The 21,994-nt window shown below is 63.9% G+C and carries 31 protein-coding genes and 1 pseudogene; 24 read left to right on the top strand and 8 right to left on the bottom strand.

Annotated features, from left to right (window positions below):
• Positions 1-600: 600 nt before the first annotated feature.
• Positions 601-1,503: a TY-Chap domain-containing protein gene (locus tag DAT37_RS28640; protein WP_157978759.1), complete on the bottom strand. Its 903-nt coding sequence runs from the start codon at positions 1,501-1,503 to the stop codon at positions 601-603.
• Between the two features lie 276 nt (positions 1,504-1,779).
• On the opposite strand from DAT37_RS28640, the gene DAT37_RS28635 reads away from it, so the two are divergent.
• Both DAT37_RS28635 and DAT37_RS44365 read left to right on the top strand, forming a co-directional pair.
• A complete protein-coding gene (locus DAT37_RS28635) occupies positions 1,780-2,862 on the top strand; it encodes a TY-Chap domain-containing protein (protein WP_109528009.1) in 1,083 nt (360 codons plus the stop codon).
• 305 nt (positions 2,863-3,167) lie between these two features.
• A complete protein-coding gene (locus DAT37_RS44365; protein WP_157978758.1) occupies positions 3,168-3,488 on the top strand; it encodes a hypothetical protein in 321 nt (106 codons plus the stop codon).
• A 258-nt stretch (positions 3,489-3,746) separates the two neighbouring features.
• Here DAT37_RS44365 and DAT37_RS45725 read toward each other — a convergent pair.
• Positions 3,747-3,830, bottom strand: a pseudogene (locus tag DAT37_RS45725) (transcriptional regulator); the annotation flags it as partial.
• Positions 3,831-3,960: 130 nt separating this feature from the next.
• Here DAT37_RS45725 and DAT37_RS28620 point away from each other — a divergent pair.
• On the top strand, positions 3,961-5,556 hold the full coding sequence (locus DAT37_RS28620; RefSeq protein WP_109528007.1) for a TY-Chap domain-containing protein: 1,596 nt from the start codon (positions 3,961-3,963) through the stop codon (positions 5,554-5,556).
• 179 nt (positions 5,557-5,735) lie between these two features.
• On the opposite strand, the gene DAT37_RS28615 is transcribed toward DAT37_RS28620, so the two are convergent.
• Entirely contained in the window at positions 5,736-6,866 is a 1,131-nt protein-coding gene (locus DAT37_RS28615; protein ID WP_109528006.1) for a hypothetical protein, read from the bottom strand.
• Between the two features lie 87 nt (positions 6,867-6,953).
• Here DAT37_RS28615 and DAT37_RS28610 point away from each other — a divergent pair, with 87 nt between their 5' ends.
• The 3 genes from DAT37_RS28610 (at position 6,954) to DAT37_RS28600 (ending at position 8,360) form a co-directional block, all read left to right on the top strand.
• Positions 6,954-7,145, top strand: coding sequence for an MCP four helix bundle domain-containing protein (locus DAT37_RS28610; RefSeq protein WP_109528005.1), 192 nt, complete (start codon positions 6,954-6,956; stop codon positions 7,143-7,145).
• Entirely contained in the window at positions 7,139-7,483 is a 345-nt protein-coding gene (locus DAT37_RS28605; protein WP_109528004.1) for a hypothetical protein, read from the top strand. Before DAT37_RS28610 ends, DAT37_RS28605 begins: the two co-directional genes overlap by 7 nt.
• A 394-nt stretch (positions 7,484-7,877) precedes the next feature.
• Positions 7,878-8,360, top strand: a complete 483-nt coding sequence (locus DAT37_RS28600; protein ID WP_109528015.1) for a DinB family protein — start codon at positions 7,878-7,880, stop codon at positions 8,358-8,360.
• Positions 8,361-8,458: 98 nt separating this feature from the next.
• Here DAT37_RS28600 and DAT37_RS28595 read toward each other — a convergent pair whose 3' ends face one another.
• Complete coding sequence (locus DAT37_RS28595; protein ID WP_109528003.1) at positions 8,459-8,638, bottom strand: hypothetical protein; 180 nt, start codon at positions 8,636-8,638, stop codon at positions 8,459-8,461.
• Positions 8,639-8,652: 14 nt separating this feature from the next.
• Positions 8,653-9,009, bottom strand: coding sequence for a hypothetical protein (locus DAT37_RS28590; protein WP_198654482.1), 357 nt, complete (start codon positions 9,007-9,009; stop codon positions 8,653-8,655).
• A gap of 256 nt (positions 9,010-9,265) precedes the next feature.
• On the opposite strand from DAT37_RS28590, the gene DAT37_RS28585 reads away from it, so the two are divergent.
• Positions 9,266-9,505: a hypothetical protein gene (locus DAT37_RS28585; protein WP_109528001.1), complete on the top strand. Its 240-nt coding sequence runs from the start codon at positions 9,266-9,268 to the stop codon at positions 9,503-9,505.
• 98 nt (positions 9,506-9,603) lie between these two features.
• On the opposite strand, the gene DAT37_RS28580 is transcribed toward DAT37_RS28585, so the two are convergent.
• On the bottom strand, positions 9,604-10,032 hold the full coding sequence (locus DAT37_RS28580) for a DUF4189 domain-containing protein (protein WP_232840055.1): 429 nt from the start codon (positions 10,030-10,032) through the stop codon (positions 9,604-9,606).
• A 149-nt stretch (positions 10,033-10,181) separates the two neighbouring features.
• Positions 10,182-10,316 carry a pentapeptide repeat-containing protein gene (locus DAT37_RS46505; protein WP_109527999.1) on the bottom strand — a complete coding sequence of 45 codons (135 nt, stop codon included), beginning with the start codon at positions 10,314-10,316 and terminating at the stop codon, positions 10,182-10,184.
• Positions 10,317-11,020: 704 nt separating this feature from the next.
• Here DAT37_RS46505 and DAT37_RS46130 point away from each other — a divergent pair.
• Positions 11,021-11,143: a hypothetical protein gene (locus DAT37_RS46130; protein ID WP_269814812.1), complete on the top strand. Its 123-nt coding sequence runs from the start codon at positions 11,021-11,023 to the stop codon at positions 11,141-11,143.
• 112 nt (positions 11,144-11,255) lie between these two features.
• Here DAT37_RS46130 and DAT37_RS28565 read toward each other — a convergent pair whose 3' ends face one another.
• On the bottom strand, positions 11,256-11,513 hold the full coding sequence (locus DAT37_RS28565) for a helix-turn-helix domain-containing protein (protein ID WP_157978756.1): 258 nt from the start codon (positions 11,511-11,513) through the stop codon (positions 11,256-11,258).
• Positions 11,514-11,655: 142 nt separating this feature from the next.
• Here DAT37_RS28565 and DAT37_RS28560 point away from each other — a divergent pair, with 142 nt between their 5' ends.
• From DAT37_RS28560 to DAT37_RS28485, 16 genes are all read left to right on the top strand, one after another.
• Positions 11,656-11,880 (top strand): hypothetical protein, encoded by a 225-nt coding sequence (locus DAT37_RS28560; RefSeq protein ID WP_109527996.1) that lies wholly within the window; start codon positions 11,656-11,658, stop codon positions 11,878-11,880.
• A gap of 175 nt (positions 11,881-12,055) precedes the next feature.
• A complete protein-coding gene (locus DAT37_RS28555; RefSeq protein ID WP_109527995.1) occupies positions 12,056-12,280 on the top strand; it encodes a hypothetical protein in 225 nt (74 codons plus the stop codon).
• A gap of 33 nt (positions 12,281-12,313) precedes the next feature.
• Positions 12,314-13,111: a PE-PPE domain-containing protein gene (locus DAT37_RS28550; RefSeq protein ID WP_109527994.1), complete on the top strand. Its 798-nt coding sequence runs from the start codon at positions 12,314-12,316 to the stop codon at positions 13,109-13,111.
• Positions 13,108-13,794 (top strand): hypothetical protein, encoded by a 687-nt coding sequence (locus DAT37_RS28545; protein WP_109527993.1) that lies wholly within the window; start codon positions 13,108-13,110, stop codon positions 13,792-13,794. Before DAT37_RS28550 ends, DAT37_RS28545 begins: the two co-directional genes overlap by 4 nt.
• Before the next feature lie 990 nt (positions 13,795-14,784).
• Positions 14,785-15,000, top strand: coding sequence for a hypothetical protein (locus tag DAT37_RS28540; protein WP_157978755.1), 216 nt, complete (start codon positions 14,785-14,787; stop codon positions 14,998-15,000).
• Between the two features lie 433 nt (positions 15,001-15,433).
• A complete protein-coding gene (locus tag DAT37_RS28535) occupies positions 15,434-15,616 on the top strand; it encodes a hypothetical protein (RefSeq protein WP_109527991.1) in 183 nt (60 codons plus the stop codon).
• A gap of 547 nt (positions 15,617-16,163) precedes the next feature.
• On the top strand, positions 16,164-16,361 hold the full coding sequence (locus DAT37_RS28530; protein ID WP_109527990.1) for a hypothetical protein: 198 nt from the start codon (positions 16,164-16,166) through the stop codon (positions 16,359-16,361).
• Between the two features lie 132 nt (positions 16,362-16,493).
• Positions 16,494-17,267 carry an N-acetylmuramoyl-L-alanine amidase gene (locus DAT37_RS28525; protein ID WP_109527989.1) on the top strand — a complete coding sequence of 258 codons (774 nt, stop codon included), beginning with the start codon at positions 16,494-16,496 and terminating at the stop codon, positions 17,265-17,267.
• Complete coding sequence (locus tag DAT37_RS28520; RefSeq protein ID WP_157978754.1) at positions 17,264-17,476, top strand: hypothetical protein; 213 nt, start codon at positions 17,264-17,266, stop codon at positions 17,474-17,476. The genes DAT37_RS28525 and DAT37_RS28520 overlap by 4 nt, the downstream gene beginning before the upstream one ends.
• A 2-nt stretch (positions 17,477-17,478) precedes the next feature.
• Positions 17,479-17,775 carry a hypothetical protein gene (locus DAT37_RS28515; protein WP_157978753.1) on the top strand — a complete coding sequence of 99 codons (297 nt, stop codon included), beginning with the start codon at positions 17,479-17,481 and terminating at the stop codon, positions 17,773-17,775.
• Positions 17,776-17,982: 207 nt separating this feature from the next.
• Entirely contained in the window at positions 17,983-19,113 is a 1,131-nt protein-coding gene (locus DAT37_RS28510; protein ID WP_109527986.1) for a serine hydrolase domain-containing protein, read from the top strand.
• A gap of 282 nt (positions 19,114-19,395) precedes the next feature.
• A complete protein-coding gene (locus DAT37_RS28505; RefSeq protein ID WP_109527985.1) occupies positions 19,396-19,998 on the top strand; it encodes a hypothetical protein in 603 nt (200 codons plus the stop codon).
• Between the two features lie 19 nt (positions 19,999-20,017).
• A complete protein-coding gene (locus DAT37_RS28500; protein ID WP_109527984.1) occupies positions 20,018-20,452 on the top strand; it encodes a hypothetical protein in 435 nt (144 codons plus the stop codon).
• 129 nt (positions 20,453-20,581) lie between these two features.
• A complete protein-coding gene (locus DAT37_RS28495; RefSeq protein WP_109527983.1) occupies positions 20,582-21,169 on the top strand; it encodes a phage tail tube protein in 588 nt (195 codons plus the stop codon).
• A gap of 119 nt (positions 21,170-21,288) precedes the next feature.
• Entirely contained in the window at positions 21,289-21,579 is a 291-nt protein-coding gene (locus DAT37_RS28490) for a hypothetical protein (RefSeq protein ID WP_157978752.1), read from the top strand.
• A 158-nt stretch (positions 21,580-21,737) separates the two neighbouring features.
• Complete coding sequence (locus DAT37_RS28485; protein ID WP_198654481.1) at positions 21,738-21,956, top strand: DUF5361 domain-containing protein; 219 nt, start codon at positions 21,738-21,740, stop codon at positions 21,954-21,956.
• Positions 21,957-21,994: the final 38 nt, after the last annotated feature.

Below are 21,994 nucleotides of genomic sequence, written 5' to 3'. Positions count from 1 at the left end.
CGACAGCCGTAGGTCGGCGCCCGTCGGACGGACCACAGCGCCCAGGTGACCCAACGCTGGAACCGTCTCGGCGAACAAGTCCTCCGGATTCGAAATATCGTCGGAGAACTCGCGCACGAACACGAGATTCTCCCAATGCGGTCGATATTCGGTGTAGCCACTCACGAACGTGTCTACCTGTACCGACTGGAACGCTGCTTTTCGGCCAGTATGCCGTCATGCAACGATTTCCCTGGTCCGCATATCAGTGTTTCCGCTGGTAGAGCCGAGACGATTCGCCCCCCGACCCGCATACGCCAGGCATTGGCAGCCTTGGTCAACGCGAATTGGGCGTTGTCTGCGCGTCGGTCACGGGGTCGAGGTGCGCGACTGTCGTCAGAAATGGCGTCGGATCGGGACATCGGTCTGCGGACCCGGCGTCCAGGATTCGTGCAGAGCAGAGCTGACATCGTCGTCTCCCTCCCCATGCGCGCGCATTCGAGGAATGTGTAACCGACATCTCACCCCGATGCGTACTGCCGACTCTGCCCTCTTGGGACCGAAGCAGCCCGAGCGGTCAGCGGCATGACAGTGCGATGGTCACTGTCGCGATTGCGGCAACTACTTCCGCCGGGTCCGGTTCCGACGCAGATACCTCCTCGCAATACCGGATAGCTTGAATCGCTTCCGCGGTGAGGCGTCAGCGGAAACCGAACAGCGGGGTGGCAGGCGGTTCAATCCGAGGGCATCGACTGCAAAGGCTTGGGAGAGTCCGTCTCTCCATGCTTGAACCTCCAGGTCGATGGGAGCGGCTATCGCCAGCGCACTCGACAGCGCCCGTACGATGTCCTCGGCGAGTTCGGTGTAGTCACTCGAGGTCAGGGGTGGGTACAGTTTCTTTTCCCAGTTTTCTGTTCCGTTGCCCGGGGGCTCGGACCAGCCGTGCGCGGACATGAGAGCTTCCTGCTCGTCGGACATTCGATTTCGCGGGTCCAGCATGCGGTTGGAGGCCACCTCGCAATAGAATTTTCCAGGCTGCTGGAAGACCTGGGCGTATCCACCGTCGGCCACGCCCAGGATCAGATAAGCGTCGGCAGGCATGCTGGCCAGCACGCGCGCCAAACGGTCGGCGAGATCTGGCCAATCGATCGGTGGGGCGGGGCGCTCGGGCTGGAGCCTTCGGCCATTGCCGAGATCTTCGGGAGGATCGGGTAATTCCCAGTCTTCGTCGGGAAACCCCCAGTCGATCGCGACATGCGCGTCGGGTGCCAGTTCGGCGACAGAGTGTTCGATCTGCGCCTCGAATCCAGGCCCCCACTTGTGCCAGCGGTTGATGATCATGGGTGCGTCGGTTTCCCCGCGGACCACGACCTTTCCGTCGTCGAACACTTCGCAGTAGGTGGCCACCTCGTAGCGGACGCGTTCGTGCAGCAATACGGCATCCACCGCGGCGAGCACAGCCCGGGCCAGTGCCTCATCACCGTCGAACCTGATCGTCAAACCGAGATCGATGTTTACTGACATGTACTGAAAGCTAGAGCAGCCCTCAGACAACCACTTCCACACCACGGCAATCGAGCGCTTCCGGCTATTGGTCAACACGAATCGGGTGTTGTGGGTGAGGTCCCCCCGCTAATCCGGAGAGCGTTCCCAGTTCCTCCCGAAGCCGGAGTCTCAGCATCGCGGTCTCAGTCATATCCGACCAAGCTCCACTCACTCGAACAGGCCGCTACGCGGGTGTGCCGCCATGTCGGTGCCGAACATTAATGTTCACGCCGACGATGGATCGAGGAGTGAGTGATGACCGAACGCAGTTGGGCGCGGGTGCTCGAGGACATGCCGGAGTACTTGTTCAACTTCGGTGAGGAAGCGCCGCGCGCCGGGAACGGGATTCGGCTGCACGACGCCGAGACCGGCTACGAGGTGCTGTTCCACACCGACGGCGACTGGGCAGAGATCAAAATTCCTGCTCCGGCCGACCACAGCGTCCTGGACCGGCTTCTGTCGGTGATGCGGTCGCATCGAAAGACTTCTGTGGCAATTCATACCGGGTCGAAATCGAGCAAGCGTGTCGTTTCCGAGTCGGCTCTGTGGAACCCCGAACCGCGATGGGTCACCCCAGCTGAGGAGGCCACCGAAGAATGGACTGCGGAGGAACTGGCGCGCCCTGCTGACAGTCGAGCACGCGAGCGAGTCGTCCGGCGTCCCGAAACAGCGCCGCAATGGAGCACCTACTGGCCGGACGACCCGGCACAGCGCGCGAAAATCGCCGCCGCGGTTGTCGAGGTTCTGCGTGATGGGCTGGGCGCGACACCGGAGCGGTTGCGCTACAGCACCTTCGACCGTCACGGCCCGGTCGCGGCACTCTATGGGATTACGCGCAAGCTGACGTCGGTAGCACCGGATCGTCCCAGCGACCGAGGTGCCCCCGACAGATGTGTCGAATGGCGGGATTTCGTCGAGCGTTTCGAATGGGTGCTCACCACGCTGCCGCGGGGCGCGATGCTGACGTTGTCGGCACCGGGCCCGGACCGCGATAAATGTTTCAACCAGTTCATCAACCACGAGTTCGCCATCGCCAATGAATCGGTCATGTGGGGATCGGCCGGACTCACTCGGAAAGAGTTTCATCGGCGGATGACACGGCTGGGCTGGAAATGGACACCCCAGCAGGCCTACGGCGTCGAGCACCCGGGATGGGTCGCGCCGCAGGTACGCACCTGGCGGCATGCGACCTTGGGCGGTGTGGCCCACCGAACGGTCGCCACGTTCCGAGACGTTCTCGGCGTCGCCGGGCCGGACGAAATCACCTTCTCCTCATGGGGACCGGGCACCATGTCCTACCTCGACGTCGAATCGGGACTCACTCGCAGCGACGCCTGACCAACTGCTGACGCACATGCACAGGACTCCACCACTGTGCTGACCGCACGAAATCGTCATTTCGGGAATGCTTGTACCGGCTCTAGTGGTCGCAGATCTACGCTCTCGTTGCGCCGAATCACGTTCCGTTGCAGTAAGGAACGACATCACGGCTCCCTCTCCCGGTGTGGTGAAGGGTGCTCTTTTCCTTGACGCGACCCGAATGAGGTCAAGAAATCCGGCCATGAGGGGGCAGAGGCGCAGTTGCGAGTTGGTGATTCGCCCGGACCGTGATCCGGGAACGTGGCGCCGCTACACTCCGGCAGATGGGCAGGGCTGGATTGGCGCAAGTGGTTCATTCCCTGACCGATCCACGGTTCGGTGCCTGTTTCGACAATGCGGACTGGATGGATATCGCCAAGCCTGTCGTGGCGCTCGGGGGCGATTGGCCTGCTGCGCTCGCACTGGCCGCGATGTCATCGATCTGGTGTCCGGACATCGATGACGCTGTCGGGCAGTTGCATGTGCAGTCCGGCCGCGACCTCGGGGAACTGCCGACGTTGGGGTTCTGGAGTGCAGTCTGCGGGTTGGTCGCACGTTCGTCGCGGTTGCGGGCGACGCGGACCACGTCGTCACGGAACTCCTGAGGGTAGGGCTTGGGCACGAACAACATCCTTCCAGGCCCGCCTCACGGCAAGCCAGATCGATGTCACCTATCCGTGCAGCAGCCCCTTGTCTGCGCGTCGATCACGGGGTCGAGGTGCGCGACTATCGTCAGAAATGGTGTCAGATCGGGACATCGGTCCGCGGACCCGGCATCCAGGATTCGTGCAGAGCAGAGCTGAGATCGTCGTCTCCCCCCCATGTGCGCGCATTCGAGGAGTGTGTAACCGACATCTCACTCAGGACAATTGCGCGACTTCCTCGCGCCGCAGGCCGGGGGTGCGACCGCGGGGGCCGGGTGGCAGGCCGACGTCGGTGGGTGTGATGCATCGACTTTTTTTGTCCGCCGTCGACTGGTTCGCGGCACGGCAGGAATGCGTTCCGGTGGCGGCGTCGAGTGGATGTGTGGTGTGTTAGCGTCTGCGCATTTGCTGGTTCGGGGAAGTGGATTGTTCGATGGGGTTCGGGAAGTTCTGGCGGCGGGACGGATCCGATACCGGCGAGACGCAGCCGGTTGCGGATCGCGCGGTCGCCGAGGATGCGGTGTGGGAGTGGTTCGCGGCGGGCTTGGCGTGGACGTTGTTCACCCTGCCGGAGGACGGCATCCTGACCTTGGTCGATGAGGACGGCACGGGTTGGTTCGCCCAATTCGGCAAGGCATCCGGGTTGCGGGCCGAGGTCGGTTCGGGTGCGGTGAACGATGCGTCGGGCTTGGCGCTGGCCGAGCGGGGCTGGCGCCGGTCGGACGAGAACGAGCACACCTGGTATCGGTACCTGCGATGGCCTGCCCGCTACACAGATTACGAAGAGTTGGCGGACGCGGTCGTGGGGGCACTGGGTCGTGTGGCGGGGGTGTGGCTGCCACTGGGATTGCGGTCGCAGTCGTGGAACGACGGTTTCGGTCCGGACCCTGATGTCAGTGAGCTCGCGGTTTTCGGTCTGGCTGCCGAGCGGATGCGCGCGATGACACCGGCGACCTTGCACGAACTGGCAGGGGTCGGTATGCGCAAACTCGGTCAGACCAAGGTGATCGAACAGGGAAACCACCAGAAGAGGACGATCGTCGCCGGTTTCGTTGTCGATTCCGAGGGGTGGGAACTGCTTACCGGCGGCGGCGAGCAGTGGCCGATGGGTGATCGGACAGTCGATTTCGTCGCATTGGCGGGCACGGACAGGTTGGTGGCCCTCGACGTGTACGTCGATGTCGAGGATCCGGGTGATATCAGGCTCGACAACCGGGTCGTCGAAGGTAAACGGGTGGAGCGGGGAACGGCCCCCTTCGTCGAGGCTGCGGTCCGTGCGAATCCGGATCTGGCGGACGCGCTCGCGGCGCGTGATCTGCTGACGGCCTTCCACGACGGCCGCATGCATATCGACTATCAGTTGCTGACGCTGGACTCCGCTCACGGCATCGCGCGGTTCGATATCGGCGCCTCCACCGAGAATCCGCGGACCGCGGCATCCGATCCGGCGCCGCCGACATCCCAGGAGACCGATATCCGGTGGTTTCCCTTGCTGAAACCGGCCGACTGGCCCCACCGTGGGCTGGTCCGTTATCAGGAGACCGGGACGGCTGGTGCGCCGATCGCGGTCGTGGCCGAGGATCGCGAGGGCGAATTCGCCGTGGCGGTCGAGCATCCGGACAGTGTCGACTTCCGGGCACAGTGGGAGTCGGCGATCACCAATCTGGAAGCGTTGCACTATGACTGGGAGATCGGCGAAGTCGCGACGATCCCGATCGCGAACTGCTCCGGCCACGACTTCTCGGCCGAGAAGATTCTCGACCCGAACGCCCTGCGTATCGCTCATCGCTTCTTGAAAGCGCCACGATTGTGGGTGTCGGTACCCCGCCGAACCTGTCTGATGGCCGCGCCGACCACCCTGAACCAGGCCCAAGCGGTGGCGTTCGCCATCCTGATCCAGCGCACCTACGCCGACGATTCCTACGGCCACGCCCCCATCACCTCGGGGGTGTATGTCGTCGAAGACGGCCACATCATCGACTTCGTCGAAGACCCCGAAATCCTCCACGCCACCGGGGACCGTAGGTAACACCGCCGACCGCGGTCCCTCCGCACGATTCCGCTGGCAATCCCCTGACCTTGCGGCACAACCTCAGTAGGTCATCACAGTCGGTAGCCGTGATCGGTCGAGGCGGAGCAGACCACCGGACGAGGTATCGCGCGGCCGCAGCCACGGGCTACTGCTCTGGCCACGGAGCCGATCCGACGTTACCGATCGCGGAACAGTCGCCCCGGTCCGCGCCGCCACCACCGGACCAGGGGGTGCGGTTGCGTCGGTGGCGAACTCGAGGCGCCAGGGATGGCCTCGCGGATCGTTGCCGTGTCGAGGGAGGGTTCTCGTCTTCTGTCGTTGCCATGACCGCGCGGTGGTGCGTGCAGCACGACCGCGCCGTCTTCGATCCGATCGAACGCGAAACCTGTCAGCCAGACACGGAGCAGCGGCGTGTAGGGATTGGGAAGGTCGGCGAACGACATACCGGCCAAGTCCGCGCCGTCGGTGGCGTAGCTGCCCAGGGGGACCGGAAGGGGATCCTCGAGGAACCACTGCCTGTCCGGATCCTCTCCGTCGGAGTACGAGCGCGCCTGCTCCATGAGCCGAAGTCTGTCCTCGGTGACTCTACGGCGGTGGTCGGACCGGATGTCTTCGATCTCCGGTACGCGAAGACCCGATCGGGCCGCGAGTTCCCAGCGCAGGTGCTCGCGTATTTCATGCCACACGTTGAAATACGGTAGGTCGGTAATCAACGGGCCACCGCGAGCTACCCGTGCGCGGGACTCGGTCTCAGTGAGTCGATCGGCGTGGTATTTCCATATCGCGTTCATCGGGGCTTGCACGGCGTAGGGGAAACCGACGGTATGGGCGCCGTCCTCGTGGTGGGCCGGACTGCCCACGCGCCAGACCAATCGGTCTGCCGCTGTGAGTCCCCAGGGGCGAAGAGCCTCGACTGCTCCCCATGCCGCCTGCTCGGCCTCGAGCATGGCCTGAACGCGATCTCCCAGAGCGAACAGATGCTTTTCGGTGGGATTCGACTCGATAGTGGAGGCGGTGCTGTCACCGGTGCCGCGACACGAACCACAGATCCACTTGTTCGTGTCGTACCGGCCGTCGGAATCGGGGTAGGACCTCCATTCGCTGCCCGTCCCCTTGCACGTCCCACACAGGGCCGCGTGCAGGAACCACCTGCGGGGATCGTCGGGCACCGACAGCTCTCGCCAAATTTCGGCCACGTCGCCGTCGCGTGCGAACCGTTCGTAGAGTGCGGGCGAGGCAGGTGCGGGCTCAAGCAGGCCGCTGCGGAAGAAGGTGTAGTCGATCGGCACACCCGCAGCGTCGTTCACTACATCACTCATAGCCATCGGTGCCGGTGCGAGCGATTTGCGAGAGGGACCTCGGAATTCGAGAGACCGCGTGCAAGGATCTCCACGGTGGAAGACTCCCGTGCAGAGAATCCGATGACCGACGACGCGGCGGAGGAATCCGAAGCCGAGCGTACTGAACGGTATCGCGAGATCGCGGAGGCCGAAGCGCAATTTGCCCTGGATTTGGAGAAGTACAAGGACTTTCCGGTCACCGAAGAGGACAGGGAGAAATTCAATGCTCCCTGGGGTTCGTGGTGAAACGGTCCCTGCGATCCTTGGTGTGGCGTCGACTCGGGTTCGGGGCGGCACGGGATGGCCGGGCGCCCGACACCTGGGTGGGCGGGGAACGACGCCAGATCTGTGTGGTGCGAGTGCGGCGCGAGGATCGGTGGTGCGCGGAATTCGTCATCGACGGTCGACGGTTCGATCGCGCCGAGGACTTCAGGCGGGCCACCGACGAGGCGTTTCTCGAGATCAACGGTCGTCCGATCGTCGCGGAGTTCGAGACGAGCGATGTCGGTGACGCCGAACCGCGGATGCGTCTGCCGTCCTGGGAACAGTACCGCTCGAGGCTCGGACCGCGTCCCGACTATTAAGTCCTGGCCCGTAGTCACGACGTCATGTCGCGCAACGGTATCGACGGCGTGCCGCAGATGGGCGAAGCCGCCGCCTGTTCCGGTATCTCGACGGCGGGATCTCTGTGACTCGCAGTGTTCGGTGGCGGTGTTTTCGCGGTGTCAGGTGGCGCTGATGACCAGGTGCTGTCCTGGGGCGCCGTGCCGTTGCGGCGAGCGGTAAACTCTTGGAAGGTTTTGCCGCGCTCACTTCTGATGTGAGCTGCAACCTCTATCGGCGGCCCGAATCAGGATTCCTGGTCGCGAAGTACGCGACCACCCGGTGCCGGTTCTTCCGGCGAACCGTTTCCGAACCACCACCAGCAGATCGGTCTGCCTGGCGTGCGCTGGGCGGACCAAGGAAGGACCGCCCGCGATGACCACGTCGATCCACACCACCGGCACCGAACGAGAAGTGCTCGAGGCCATGCTCGATCAGGCACGCGGCGATCTCATCGATACGGCGCACGGCCTGTCCGAAACCGATGCCAGGGTAAGGCTCGTCCCCTCGCTGACTACCCCGATAACTCTGATCAAACACGCCGCGTTCGCCGAGCGGATGTGGTTCCAACGCACGCTCGGACGACTCACCGACGACGCCTGCGACGGCGCGTTGTGGGCACATGGAGGGTTCGAGGTGGGCGAGGACGAGACCATGACCGAGGTGATCGCGGAGTTCGAACGTGCCAGCGCCCGAGCCAGGTCTATCGCAGCGCCGATTCCGCTGGACGAGACCCGCGAGCATCCACACTCGGGAGTCGTCGTCAGCCTTCGCTGGATCTATGTGTTCATGACCGCCGAATTCGCCCGGCACGCCGGCCACGGAGACATCCTGCGCGAACAGATCGAAGCTCGATGACGACGTCCCCGTGATCCGGTCACCCATCCAGATCTCCCCGCATTGGTGGGTGTCTCACCAACAATCGTTCACGAGACACCTTGCCGTGTGGTCGGGGGTCAGCGGTGCGCGCTCAGCGCTTGGGCCAACCGGGTGAAGGCAGGCACGCTGGGTTTGTCGGGTTCGGCACCGTTGATCAGACTCAGCAGTTGCCAATACCGTTCGATCCGCGGCTCGATCACAGTGCGCAACCACGCCGACAGGCAAGCCGTTTCGGATTCGGGCAGATCCGCGGGCACGATCCGGTCCAGAATCAGGCGCCCGCCTCGGATCCCGGCGCGATCTCCGAATCGACCGCGCGGCCGGCGTGTTCGAGTACCAGCGGGCGGATCGCCAGACCGAACTCGATCCGGTTGTGCGGCTCGCCGTGTTCGATCACCGCTCGCAGCACCGCTTCGAGGTCCGGGTCGGAAACGAGTTCGGCCAGTTCCACCCACGCATCGACCTGCACGGCGGTGGGCTCATCGGGCAGCGTCGTCGGAATCTCCCGCATGAACCCGGCGATGACAAGAGCGTCCTCGTCCTCGACCCCGGCGAAGACGCGGTCGACGAAACCATCGATGATCTGCCGACGTTCCCGCGCGGACAGCGCGGCCAACTTGTGCATCAAAGCCATCTCCTGTGTCGCAGTGCCGCGCATGGCGACGGTGCTCAGAACGGCACGGATCTGATGGGGTGGTATCTGGATCGCGACGGGTTCCACAAGTGGGATTCGTTGGAGCGTGTGTCGGGTTTCGATGCCGCGATGGCCGAGCGGTTCCCGGAGTACGCGCGTTTGCGCGGGTGAGGGCTGATCGTGCTCGATTGTCGTGAGGGCACCGGGCTTTCGAGTACCGAGGGGTGTAGGTGGCGGATAGCTTGAACGCATGCACGCCGACATCGACGGTGCGACCCGTATCGCTGGGATCGCTGCGGAATTCGACTGGAAGTGGCCCCTCGACGACCCGGCCCCGTTCTGGGAGGCCGCGGGCTGGGAACTCCTCCGAGAGAACGGCGTCATGTGGTTGCGCACCGACCTCGCGATGTCGCCGATTTCCGGTCACCCACCGAAGAATCCACAGTCCCCCGCCGGCTCTTATCCGGCGGGGTCCTCGTCTGTTCGGTGACGCAGGCCCTGAAAGCGCGAACGATCCAGGGACTGTGTCGGGAAGAACTCTACCGATGCGCCCAGGCTCTAGCTGCGTTTGCAGGTCGGTCTGGCAGTTCAGCCTGCGTTGGCGGTGCAGACCACCTCGCTGATTCCGGTTTGCGAGAGGTCTACGGAACCGATGTTGGCCAGTATCGCCGGCGGGTAGTACTCGGCGAGGCTGGTGTAGGCATACGTCAGAGCGGTCGCGCGGTCGGGGCCGCGGCCGGTGCCCACCGCGGTTTCGCTGAAGACGAGCGCACCGCAGCCGTTGGCCCATTCCACCATGATCCCGCAGTCCGAGGCGCCGTCCAGACTGCACCAGAACAGGGCCTCCTCGATGGCGTCTTCACGGCTGGTCGCGTTGACGCTGGTGCTGTAGGTCCATTCGCTCTCGCTGAACGCGATCGCGCCGTAGAGCTCATCAGCTGCATTCGCCGTACCAGCACCGATCATCGACCCGACCGCGACACCTACGACCGCGGCCGCGACCGCAGCCCTGTTCATAACCCTCATCAAGCGCTTTTCCTCTACGAACACATGTGGACATCAACCCCCGGATCATGGCGGACCGCAGTCCGATTCGCCTAATTCGACCCCGCCAGCGGATTCGCGTGATGCGTGCTGTCAGGAGACCCGGTGGCCTTCCGCTGCGCTCACCGCAGTAGTGGTGTAAAGCCGGAGGGCCATCGGGTTTCGGTGCTGTGGATGGTTCCACTCAGATTTGCGCCGCTCAGGTTCGCGCCGGTCAGTTCGGCACCTCCCAGAAGGCGGTGACATTCCGATTGCATTTGTGGTGTCTGCGAACTGTCGGTGATTCGGAGGTGTTCCGGGGTGCGGTATCGACTGATGTCTAGGACTTGGTCCGGGTGTATCTACTCGGGAGGCCTGTATCCATGAATTGCTGGCAAATGGTTGGGATGTTGTTGTGCGGCAGTGGCCGCCATGCGGTGGTAGCGGGTCGGAGGTCGAGCTGGCTCCGGGTCGATACGGAGGTGTTGTTGGCTCGATCGGACACGATTGGCGTTGTTGGACTGGATGCTTGAGTTCTCGCGCTGTCGGTGTTCTGGTCACCGGCGGGTCTCGCTCGAGCAGCGAATGTGGTCGACGAGACCGGCGCTGATGAAACATAGTTCGAGATGGATCGATCATTGGCGCTTCCGGGGGTGTGAGCCGTCGCTAATGGCAAATCTGCGGCTATCGCATATGGCTTCTGATTACCGGCGAGTAGCCATGAATCGTTCGATAAGACGGTGGCTTTGACGGGCTTGTGGGGTTTCGATGCGATATAACTAGCCTGATTCTGGGACGCGGGTTGATTCTGTCCCGGATGACCGCTCGAAGTTGAGCGCGGAGACAGAGGGGAACTCGGGTAGTGGAGAATATCGGCTCGATGTCTGGGCTAGCGGTTGTCGGGGAAATGGATGTAGCCGCGGCCTTGGGAACAGTGATCGGGGAGGATGCTGCGTTGCGTGTCGCTCGAGGGAGCGCGACGGTGTGCGATGTCGTCCTCGTCGCGATGTCGCTGGGAATCGATTCCGTGCAGGCCGTCGTGGACTATGCGGACGCGGCTCTCGGACTGGTGTCGAGAAGCGGGGAGAGCGATCGCTGCGCGTAGATCGCGTGCGGCGTCATCGCTTCGGACATGGGTGGGGGAGTGCTCGGGATCGTAGCGGGAGAATGACCGCTCGGTACCGGACTTCGGTACCGCACGGCATCCGCGCTTGTTCTCAGCTTTCCGGGCGTTCGACATCTTTCAGGGCGAGTGTGACGAATTCGCGCATCGAGATGTCCAGTGCGGCGCACAGAGCGTGGAGTTGCTGCATGTCCGGTGACCGTTCTCCGTTCTCGAAACGCTGAATCGTGCTGACCGCCAGTCCGGTCAGGTCTGCCAGTTGGAGCCGGGTCAAGTCCCGGCGTGCCCGTGCTGCCCGTAGTTCGTTCCCCACCGCACGATTGATGTCCGAAGCCGTCTCTTTCGCACCCATACGGACCATTCTGAGGTCCGATTGGCTACCTGGCAAACGACACGCCGTAAGTCGGCGCACCTTGGCCATCCTGCATACTGCGGCGCAGATGTGACTCTGTTCAGACTTGCAACTAGTCCGAACGGACCATATTGTGTGCCTTATGGAACAGCTCGATGTTGTGATCGCCGAGGGTGTGCGTCGCGCGCTGGCGCAGGCCGGTCTCGGAGTGAAAGACCTGGTCAGCGCTACTTCTATACCTCCGTCGGTGTTGGTTCATCAGCTCAGTGCCGACACGTCCTTCCTGCTGTCGGATCTGGTGCGTGTCGCGGCGGCGTTGGGGCGTCGGACGGCCGACTTGTTGCCCGATTTGATGCGTCAGTCATGAGGTGGGGTGGGTGTGCTCGTTCGAGTTCGGCATCGCCGCTGTGGAATCCGCCGTCGGTATCGGTGACGGGAATCACGTTTGATCAGGAACCGATGGTGGGTCGATGAGCGATCGATCAGCAACTGATTCGAGGGTTCCGGGCCTGGCCGACTTTCGTCGCCGTATCGGAGCAGGTGTGCTGTTCGTGTCGCCGGTGGGCGGCCGGATCGAACGGGGCGTCATCGCCCGAGTCGACCATCGCATGGTGTACGTGGACTACGGCTACACCAATCCGCTCGAACCCGGCCTCGGCAACGCCATAGCCACACATCCGAGCAATCTTCGTTTCGACAAGACCGCGCCGCGACAGGTTGTCGATCCTGCACACACATTTCCGGTCTTCTCCGACGCTTCGCGCTGACAGCGCACCTATCCGATCGAATGGAGATCCCCCATGTCCGACCGCGTCGCAAAACCTTCTCTCGCGCTGCGGAACTCGAGTCGTGGCGTCGAGAAATTCGACGTCTTGATCGTGGGCGGCACCTGGAACCCGAATGGTGATGGTGTCACCGAAACATTCGCCACCGCACTGGATTCCGACAGATTTGCCCACCGAATGATCCCGTATCCGGCCGACTACGGCACCCGCGTCAGCTACGGGCAGAGTACGGCGGTCGGCCGCAGGGCTCTGATCGGCGCGATCGAGTCCGCGTCGAATCGGGTGGTCCTGGCAGGCTATTCCCAAGGTGCCGCGATCGCGGGCGATGTCGCCGCCGAGATCGGCCGGGGGGAGCTGGCGCATCTCGAGGTCGTGGCGTGCGCGTTGATCGCGGACCCGCTACGACCGTCGGGCTGTTGTCTGGGGCCCGACCCCGGCGGTTACGGCATAGCCGGGCAACGCCACATCCCGAATATCCCTACCTACTGGGTGGGCGCGCAGGGTGATCCGATCACCGCGCTGCCCGCGGGCAATCCGCTGCGATCGGTCGCCGATCTCAGCGTGTACTTCGGTCTGTCCAGCCCGCAGGCCGCACTCGAGTGGGGGCAGAGCCTGATCGAAGTCGCCGCCCGCAGGCGGTGGCAACGATGGTGGTCGACATCGAACCGGAGTAGCTGGGCCGGTGCGTTGGCCTATGCCCGCGGTTATCTGTTCGACGGCCGCCACACCGACGACTATGTGCGTCTCGGCCATGCCGCGCGCCTGGCAGAGGCGATCAACGCCATGGTCATCGAGTCGGCTGGTTCACGGTGAGCCAACCCGTCGACCACCTCTACCTGGACCGAGCTACCCTACGTGCGCTGGTCGAACTACTGCGTGAAATACCGGACCTGGTCGAGGATCTCACGATCACCTTGACCAACCAGGCCAGAACCGGTGCCGGCGGCAACTTCCGCGCGCACCGCCGCCCGGCCGAGCAGCCGCTGCCCTATGACCCCCGAGCGCTTCACGCCGCCGACGCCCTGCACGCGGTGCTGGTGTCGTGGGTTCGGTTGGTGTGCGAACAACGCGGTCTCGAGTATCGCGATTCGCCGACAACGGCGGGACTGGCCCGCTGGCTCGACCGCAACATCATCGCCTTCGCCATGACCGAGGGAGTCCACGATGCGCCCGCCGACATCCGGGCGGCGACCCGAACGGCGTGGCAGGTGATCTGCCCACCGGACACGCCGGTCGTGCTCGATGCCTCGACGGTGGCCAAGGCGCGCGCGCACCGGCTCAACGCGGCCGGAATAGTCGCTCTCGCCAAAGAACTGGGTGGCGAGTATCGCGGACTGACGGTCCGGCGTGTGCAGACATTGCGAGACGCCGGGCGGATCGCGCCCCTGCCCGGGCCCTGGGCGCCGGAATGGCCCGAGCAGTACGTCGTCGGCGACGTCCTCGACGGTCATCTCGCCCATCCCAGACGAACACGCCGCACCACGGTCGACCGATAGTTCGATTGCTCACCGAGTAGTCAAACAGCAACGGACACAACACTCTTCCTCTTGCGCAGTTCATATCCTGTGATCGCCCCGCCTCCTCGATGAGGCGGGGCGATCGTCGTCATCGGCCACCACCGTCGCTACGCGGGCTCCCGAAAATAGCCCTCCACCAGCATCTTCGAAGAATTCTCGACATGGGTGTTGACAAACGGTTCGTCGATAGGTGAAACTTTGTGCAGCGCCAGAGCTGCGCCCGGATCTCCACCAGAACCGAAAATCCGCTCACCACCCCATAAACGACGCAAGTCACCATGTGGCCTCGAATACCTCCGGGTATTCGAGGCCACGGTTATTTCGCAACCTGACGGCCGAATCGGCCGTCTCGTCCCGAGCGTGCGGCACGCCCCCGAAACCCTCTCGATGTCGGTTGACACGCGGGACAGAGCCTGCCGCATACCCGCCCCGATCCTCCATCGTCTCCCGCCCATGCCAGCGCGGTCGCGGACGTATCGGAGAATCCGGGGCGTCGCGCCCCACTCCCGGTCCGCCCCTCGGCCGGGAGTGGGGCATCCGAACCCGCCCCGACCGCACTCCCGTTTCCCGCAGGCCCACCCGCCGCGGTCGCAGACGATGTGCGCGTCGGGGCGCCCCGCCCCACCCCCGGTTCACGGCGAACCGGGGGTGGGGCCATCCACTCGACAGATAGGGAGGTGAATCAATGCTCACCATCGTCTTGGACATCCTGGAACTGGCCTGCCGGCTGGCTCCGCTGGTCCTGCCCGTCATCGCGCCGTTGCTCGGCCTGTAACCGAATCCGGCACTCGTTACCCGAGAGTCGCCTCGCCACAAAGCCTTCCAAACGGAAGCTCTTGATACAGTCCTCGAATATCCGGCCGCGGCAAGCGGCCGGTGCGATCGACATGATCGAGAGACAGTGCCGGGGGCCGAACTCTCGGAATCGCGATCGCGTGTATCGGGGAAGGTCGAAGGGGAATTGTGATCGTGGAACACAACAGTCAGGCCCTGTCGTTCGCTGATCGGTTCGATGCCGAGTCGCTGACGATCGTGATCGAACACCTGGGCCCCGAGGTCGGCGAACGCATAGCCCGCGATCACCCCACTCTGTGTGACTTGATCACCGCCTCCTTACTCCTCGGACGCGACCCCCTCGACCTGTTCGCCGAACAGCGTTCGCCCAACGCGCAGACCGCCCGCTGAACTCGGTCGCAAACCCCGCGGGCGATCCGAGCGCGTGACCGCGGCACCGGATGGTGATAGCGATGCGACTCCTGTCGAAACCCGTAGGTAACAACGGTTGCGGCCCGGATGCTGATTGCCAATAGAACATATGTTCGAGTATGGTCGTCGCATCGGCAGGTCCGGGTGGTGGCGTAATCGCCACCACCCGGACCGATCGAGGCATTGCTGGAACGGAAGTGGCGAATTGTCGTCGCTTCCGCGCGAAGAGCTGTGGTTCTCCGTCGCGATAGCTCGCCCACGGCGGTGCGGTAGGGGCCGCGGCCTACCGGTTCGTCGTATCGCGAACCGGTGGGATCGTGGCGCGATCGCACCACGACAACGTTGTTCGCGGGAGGCTCGCGGGGTGGACCGGCGAGTGTGGTCGGGGACGGTGTGAAGGGGATATGGAACCGTGGATCGGGAAAACCAGGCGTTGTCGTTTACCCACCTGTTCGACGAAGAGGCGATATCCACGGTGCGTGGCGAACTCGGCGCCGCGGTGGCAGGTCGCCTGAGACGCGACAAACCGACCCTGTGCGATCTTGTTCGCGTATGCCATCTCCTCGGTCGCGACCCCGTCGAACTGTTCGGCTGAGCGGACCTCTGCGAACTCGATAGCTACCACACCGGCAAGCTTCGACAGGGTTGTCGCGGCGCCGTCGTCGTGCTGTCCCCGCCGGCGTTCGCCTCCGTGCCCTGACCACCCACAACGCCGCAGCCTCGATCGGCGCCGAGGCTGCACGACTCTTCCTCTGGAAGCATCTCAAGTTGGCTCGGGCGGCGCGAAATCATGCCGAGTTCGTCTATATCCAGTTGCGGCGCGGGAGATTGCGTTCAGGCCCCGCCGCGCAACCGGTGACGTTCGTGCCGTGCGTCGTCGGCACCGGTTGAAGGCGTAGGTCGACCCAGGTCTGCCTGCCGGGCGGTGACCGAACAGTCCTGGTGTACTCAACAACCGTCAGTCACCGGCGAAACGCTCGAGACAGGGATGGGACACCGAGTGGTGACGGCTCGGCGGCGCGCAGACCTTGCAAGACGCCGCCGATTCCGGAGTCTGCCCCCTTCCTGATCCGATATGGCCCGAAAGGGCACTGAGCAGCCAATCCTGCGCGAGACCTCGAATTGCACGAAGGGAGGCGACTATGTCTGATCTACTGCTCGAACTGCTCGCGGGAGCCGCTCACGTCGAGCCCGCCGAGCCACTGACCCTGGACCTGGCGCATACCGCGATGCGTGTCCATCGCGACTGCACGCTCGACACATGTCGGCGTAAGGCCGCGGCCTACCGCGCTCTGGTCCAAGCGGGACGACTGGTCTCCGACTCGTCGCGGCAGCACTGAAGAACTGTGCGGTCGGCTGACCGCACCGCCCACAACGTCCTCGGTGTCGTCGAGCCCTGCCCGGCGACCGGGAGAGCGCATCGCGCGTGCCGGGCAATGTTTCGAATCGAAAGAGAGAAAGGCGGGACACCCATGTCGTGGACTGGGGATCCGGTGTGGCTGGCCGATGTGTTGCGAGAAGAAGGCCTGCGGGTCGTCGAGTTCTCCGACTGGCGCGAGCGCGGCCACGGCGATTTCGGTGAGATCTGGGGTGTGATCGCCCATCACACCGGCAGCTCACGCACTCCCGCGTCGGAAATCGCCTACGGCCTGCCGACGTTGGAAGGCCCGCTCTCCCAAGTGCACCTCGCCCGGGACGGCACCGTGACCGTCGTCGCGGTAGGAGTCGCCTGGCACGCGGGTCGGGGAGCGTGGCCGGGTTTGCCGGAGGACAACGCCAACTATCACACGATCGGTATCGAGGCCGCCAACAACGGCACCGAGGGCTGGTCGAGCGCGCAGTACGACGCCTACGTGGGATGTTGCGCGGCGATTCTGCGCAGGCTGGGCCACGGTGCCGATCGCGTGATCGGCCACAAGGAATGGGCCGGACCCAAACAAGGTAAATGGGATCCCGGCGCCATGGATATGGATCTCTTCCGCGCCGATGTCGCGGATCGTTTGAAAGGCGGTGCGCTGATGGCGCTTTCCGATCCGGAGCAACGCGAATTGCTCGACAAGTTGCGCAGGGTGCATTTCGAATTGACCTACGGCTTCCAGTCGAGGGTCTCCGATTCGGAGTACCGCGACACCATCGCGGGGTATGTGCTCAACGCTGACGCCGCCGACTATCGCACCGAGCAGCGTTTGAAGGCGTTGGAACTCAAGCTCGACCGTTTGTTGACCGCAGCAGAGGAGAAACTGTGATGCGCTTGCGCCGATTGCCCGAGCCGGCGCTGGTCCGCTCGGTACTGGTCGCGATCACCGGTGTCGTGGCTTACCTGCTCGGCCACACGATCGACATCGCCTGGATCGAAGCGGTACTGACCGTCTACGGCTTGCTGACCCCGATTCTGGCGGGTGCGCTCATCCGTCCTGCGGTGACACCGGTGGCCCGCCCGGACAGCGGGCGTTGACGGTGCCCGCATGGTTGGACCCCGAGTTGGTGCAAGCTTCCGGGATGGCGATGGCCTCGGTGATCGGCGCCATCACCGCATGGCAGGCCCGTGAGGTCAACAAACTCCGTACCAGAGTCGAGTCGTTGGAGGCCCAAGCTGTCGATGACAAGAAACGTTTCCGCGACGCGATCCGCCTGATCCGCGCCCTGCAGGACCACATCGACGAACTCCGTCTCTTCCTGCGGCTACACGTGCCCGGCCAAGAACCGCCGCAGGCACGCTACAAGATCCCGCCCTCGCTCGAGGAGGAGATCTGAGCACATCCAACACCTCGACCCGACCACAACGAGATACGAGACATGCAGAGGAGGTGAACCATGTTCGCCCTCGACCTTCTCGAGCTGCTCTGCCGCCTTGCACCCATCGTGCTGCCGTTGCTTCTGCCGCTGCTCGGTCTCTAATCGAGTAGCCGACACACAGCGACAGCTCCCGGTCACGTAACACCCTATAGTTCAGAGGATTTCATGAGTGACTTCGATTTGCCCGCGACGATCTCCTCGCCCGCGAGTGCCCCCCTGGCCACCTCGGTTCCAGGCATCGCCGCACCGACACCGGCGCAGATCCTCCTGTCCGGCGCCCGGGCCGCTGCCACAGCGGGCTTCCCCGGCGTGATCGGGTTGGCTCGCAACGAGCCTTACCAGGAATACGTCACGGCCGGCTACCGCAAGTATCAGACACAGCAGCCTGCGGACTGGTCTGCTCAGTTCCGAATCGGCGCCAACACCGAGGCATTCACCGCGACGGTGATCCTGCAACTGGAGGCCGAGGGTGTGTTGTCGCTGGATGACACCGTTGAGGAATGGCTTCCCGGTGCGGTCGACGCCAACGGCAACGACGGCACGACCATCACGGTGCGTCAGCTGCTCAACCACACCTCGGGCCTGCCAGAATACTCGGCAAGCCCCACGTTCACCAACAGTTATGTCCTGAACTTCGAGCCCTATCAGCCGTGGCCGCCGCAGACGTTGGTCGACATCGCCCTCGCTCGCCCGCCGTTGCACGCGCCGGGGCAACAGTTCGCGCACGCCAACACCAACTATCTGCTGGCGGGAATGATCATCGAGGCCGCGACCGGAAATACCGTCGCCGTCGAGATCGACAGTCGGATCCTCGCGCCGCTTGCGTTGGGTAGTACATCGTTCCCGACGGCCGACCCGCAGTTGTATGGCAACTACTTCGAAGGTCATTCGATCAACTGGGGCATCTACCGGTTCGTCACCGCGTCGCAGGTGCAGGCGTTCGGTGCGGCCGGCGCCATCGTCTCCACCCTCGATGACCTCGCGACATTCACTCGCGCGCTCCTCAGTGGACAGCTGCTGCCCGAGGCCCAGCAGCTCGCGCTGAAAACAACTGTGCCGGTGCCCAATTCCAATGGCAGCGCAGCCTACGGTCTCGGAATCCTGCGCGCGGAGACCAACGCGGGTCCGGTGTGGCAGCACACCGGCGGCGTGCTCGGATACTACAGCCTCTGGCTGACCTCCGACGACGGCGCCAAACAGGTCGTAGTCGCGGCCAACGAACATCACATGACGGCCGGTACCTCCAGCCAGCTCAAGATCGGCCAGGCCGCCCTCAACGCCTACGCCGCACTCTGACTCGGCCTATCCGTCGAGCAACAGTAGTCGGCCACCGGCGAGACGCCTGTCCCGAACAGGCCCGCACGGCGCGATCCGCTCACATCGAGCGTGACAAACTCTCCCGGCTGTGACATCGGGACCGCGTTCATCAGCGCCGCGTTCTGCCCGCAGGATGCGGCGGATTACTTAACTCACCGATGGACCCGTCGTCGCCGGACGTGACCAACAAGCCCACCGAACCATATTGCAACAGGAGAAAAACGATGGAACGAGCAAAGCTGTCAGGAGCTCTGACGATTCATGTCTGAGGGGAGGCTGATCGACTCGGTCGAGTTCGGTGCGGCAGCGCAACCACCGCCCTATGCGAAGACCGATGAGGGGCAGCTGGTGACCCCGGAGTTCCTGGCGTTCATGGAGCACGTGCTGTCGGGCAAGCTCCCGGAGCCGGTAGAAGAGGAGCTCGATCCGCAGGTGAAGTCGCTGGCCGAGGAGTTGTCGGTCATCCATCTGCCCGCGCGGCAGCGGGGAGCGGGAGCGACGGCACAGCCGACGGTGACCGGGATCAAGCAGGCGACGCGCGTCGCGGAATACCTTGTCCAGCGCGGGGTTCGAGTACATGCGGAGTTGGAGGACATCCGGTGGGTGCCCACTCCCGCAGGGCAGCCGGGAGCGTTCGACACCGGTTTGCATATCCGCAAAGACGCCGACGGGCGATGGCCCGATCCGGATCCGGATGCCTTCTACGACATCGACGACATCACCGTCACTCAGACCGAGGACGGCGTGTGGTGCGCCGTCCACCCTCGTGGGCTCGTTTTCCAGGCCGCGACGAAGACCGAGGCCTACGCGGGCCTGGTGGATCAGCTGCGAGAGCGGATCGAGCAGGCGCGCAAGGCGCACTAGCCAGGAAAGGCGGTACGCGATGGAACGCATCGTGTTCCCTGATATCGAACAGACCTTGGTCGACTACCTGACCACCCAACTCACCGCGGCCTCGGATACCGCCGAGGTCCTCACCCAGGTGCCGAGCCCGCGCCCCGTGCGCATGGTGCGTGTGGTTCGTAACGACCGCAAACGCCGCCTCGACGTCGAGGATCGTGAGGGCCGCCGCGGCGCGCATCTGATCCTCGACCGGCCTCGCGTGGTCATCGAATGCACCGACGACGCCGGCGGCGCGGCCGAATTGGTCGGCCTGGTCCGTGCTGTTCTCACCGCGGCGGCGCCGGGCTATCTCGGCGATGTGTGGTGCGACTACATCGAGGATGTCGGTATCGAGAACGACACCGACCCGGCGACCGACGCACCACGACAGGTACTGATCGCCGATTTGATCGTGCGAGGCGAAGTCCTCGCATGACCTGCCGGGAACCCGGCCTCATGAACGTGCGGGGCGCAGTCTCCGCCTGATTCCCCAATCATCGGGAATGACAACTAAATACATCGATCCCAAGGGGCCTGCGCAACTGATCCCAAGGGAGATAACAACATGGCTCTGCCTTCCAGCAAGTTCATCGGTGCCGGAACCCCGAACATCGCCGTCACCGGCGGTGTTCTCGTGGCTCCCCTCGGCACCGTTCTGCCGACCACCGCCTCGGGCGCGCCGACCGCGGCCTTCAAGGCTCTGGGCTATGTCTCCGAGGACGGTATCGAGTCCAAGGGTGAGCGTCGCGTCGAGACGATCAAGGACTGGAACGCCGACATCATCGCCAAGCTGCAGACCGAGCACTCGGTCGCGTTCGGTCTCACTCTGTACGCGGTGTGGGACGAGGACGTGCTGAACGAGGTGTTCCACCCGGACAACGTCGTCGCGACCGCGGCCACCGCCTCCACCGGCACCCTGTTGTCGGTCAAGGAGACCGGTGTGGTTCTGCCGCGTCGTTCGTGGATCTTCGACATGAAGAACGACACCAAGAAGCTGCGGATCGTGCTGCCGAACGCGCAGATCGCGTCGGTCACCGAGAAGAAGTTCGTGTCCAACGAACTGACCGGCTTCACCATCACCGTCGAGGCGTTCAAGGACGACGCGGGCGTCAAGGCGTACCGCTACCTCGACGACGGCGTTTTCTCCGCCTGATAAAGCCCCCAGTGGCGGCAGGTAACACACCTATGCGCAGGCCCGCCTGCCGCCGCTGGGCCCTCTCTTCTTCTATCGAGCCTGCGCACACACATGTCATGAAAGGGTCTGCGAAACCGATGACTTCTCCGAAAGCCCCCCTCACCCTCAACCAGCCGATCACCGTGCGCGACGAATTCGTCTACGACGTGGACGGTATCGAAGTACGTCTGCCGTCGCTGTCGTATCTCAAGCCGGGTCTGATCCGTCGCATCCGTCGCCTGGGCGATGTGGACGCGATGTACACGCTGCTCGAATTGGTGCTGGCACCCGAGTCGCTGGCCGTCCTCGACGATATGGAACCCGACGCCTACCACGCACTGCTCGAGGCCTGGCGCACCCATTCGGGAGTCAACCTGGGGGAATCCTAGGCCTCGATGCTCTCCTGGAAGAGCATGGCGAGGCAATCGAATTCGATCTGATAGTCCTGGGCCTGCGGCTGCGCCAACTCGGCACCGAGGTGTTCGGCTGGCGCGATCTCAAAGCCGTCGTCCGATGGTTGCCCACTGATTCGGCTCTGTTGCGTTCGATGGATCCCGACAACAGCCGCTGGCAACTGAGCCACCACCTGCTTGCCGATATCACCGAATCACTGCGCTGGCTGGTGTGGTCCAAAACTCCAGATGCCCAGCAGGGCCGAAACCGTCCACAGCCGATCACACGGCCCGGCGTGAAGTCCGACCGTGAACATATCGGCACCGCGACCGGTGTCGACCAGATGAACACCTTCCTGGACTGGGGCACATAGCCGACAACGAGTCCGGGCGGCCGAGAAAGTAGATGTCA

The sequence above is a fragment of the Nocardia aurea genome, assembly GCF_003123685.1.
In the GTDB taxonomy this organism is placed as follows: Bacteria; Actinomycetota; Actinomycetes; order Mycobacteriales; family Mycobacteriaceae; genus Nocardia; species Nocardia aurea.
The sequence above is the reverse complement of the archived record's forward strand: the minus strand, read 5'-3'. Positions and strand labels throughout refer to the sequence as shown.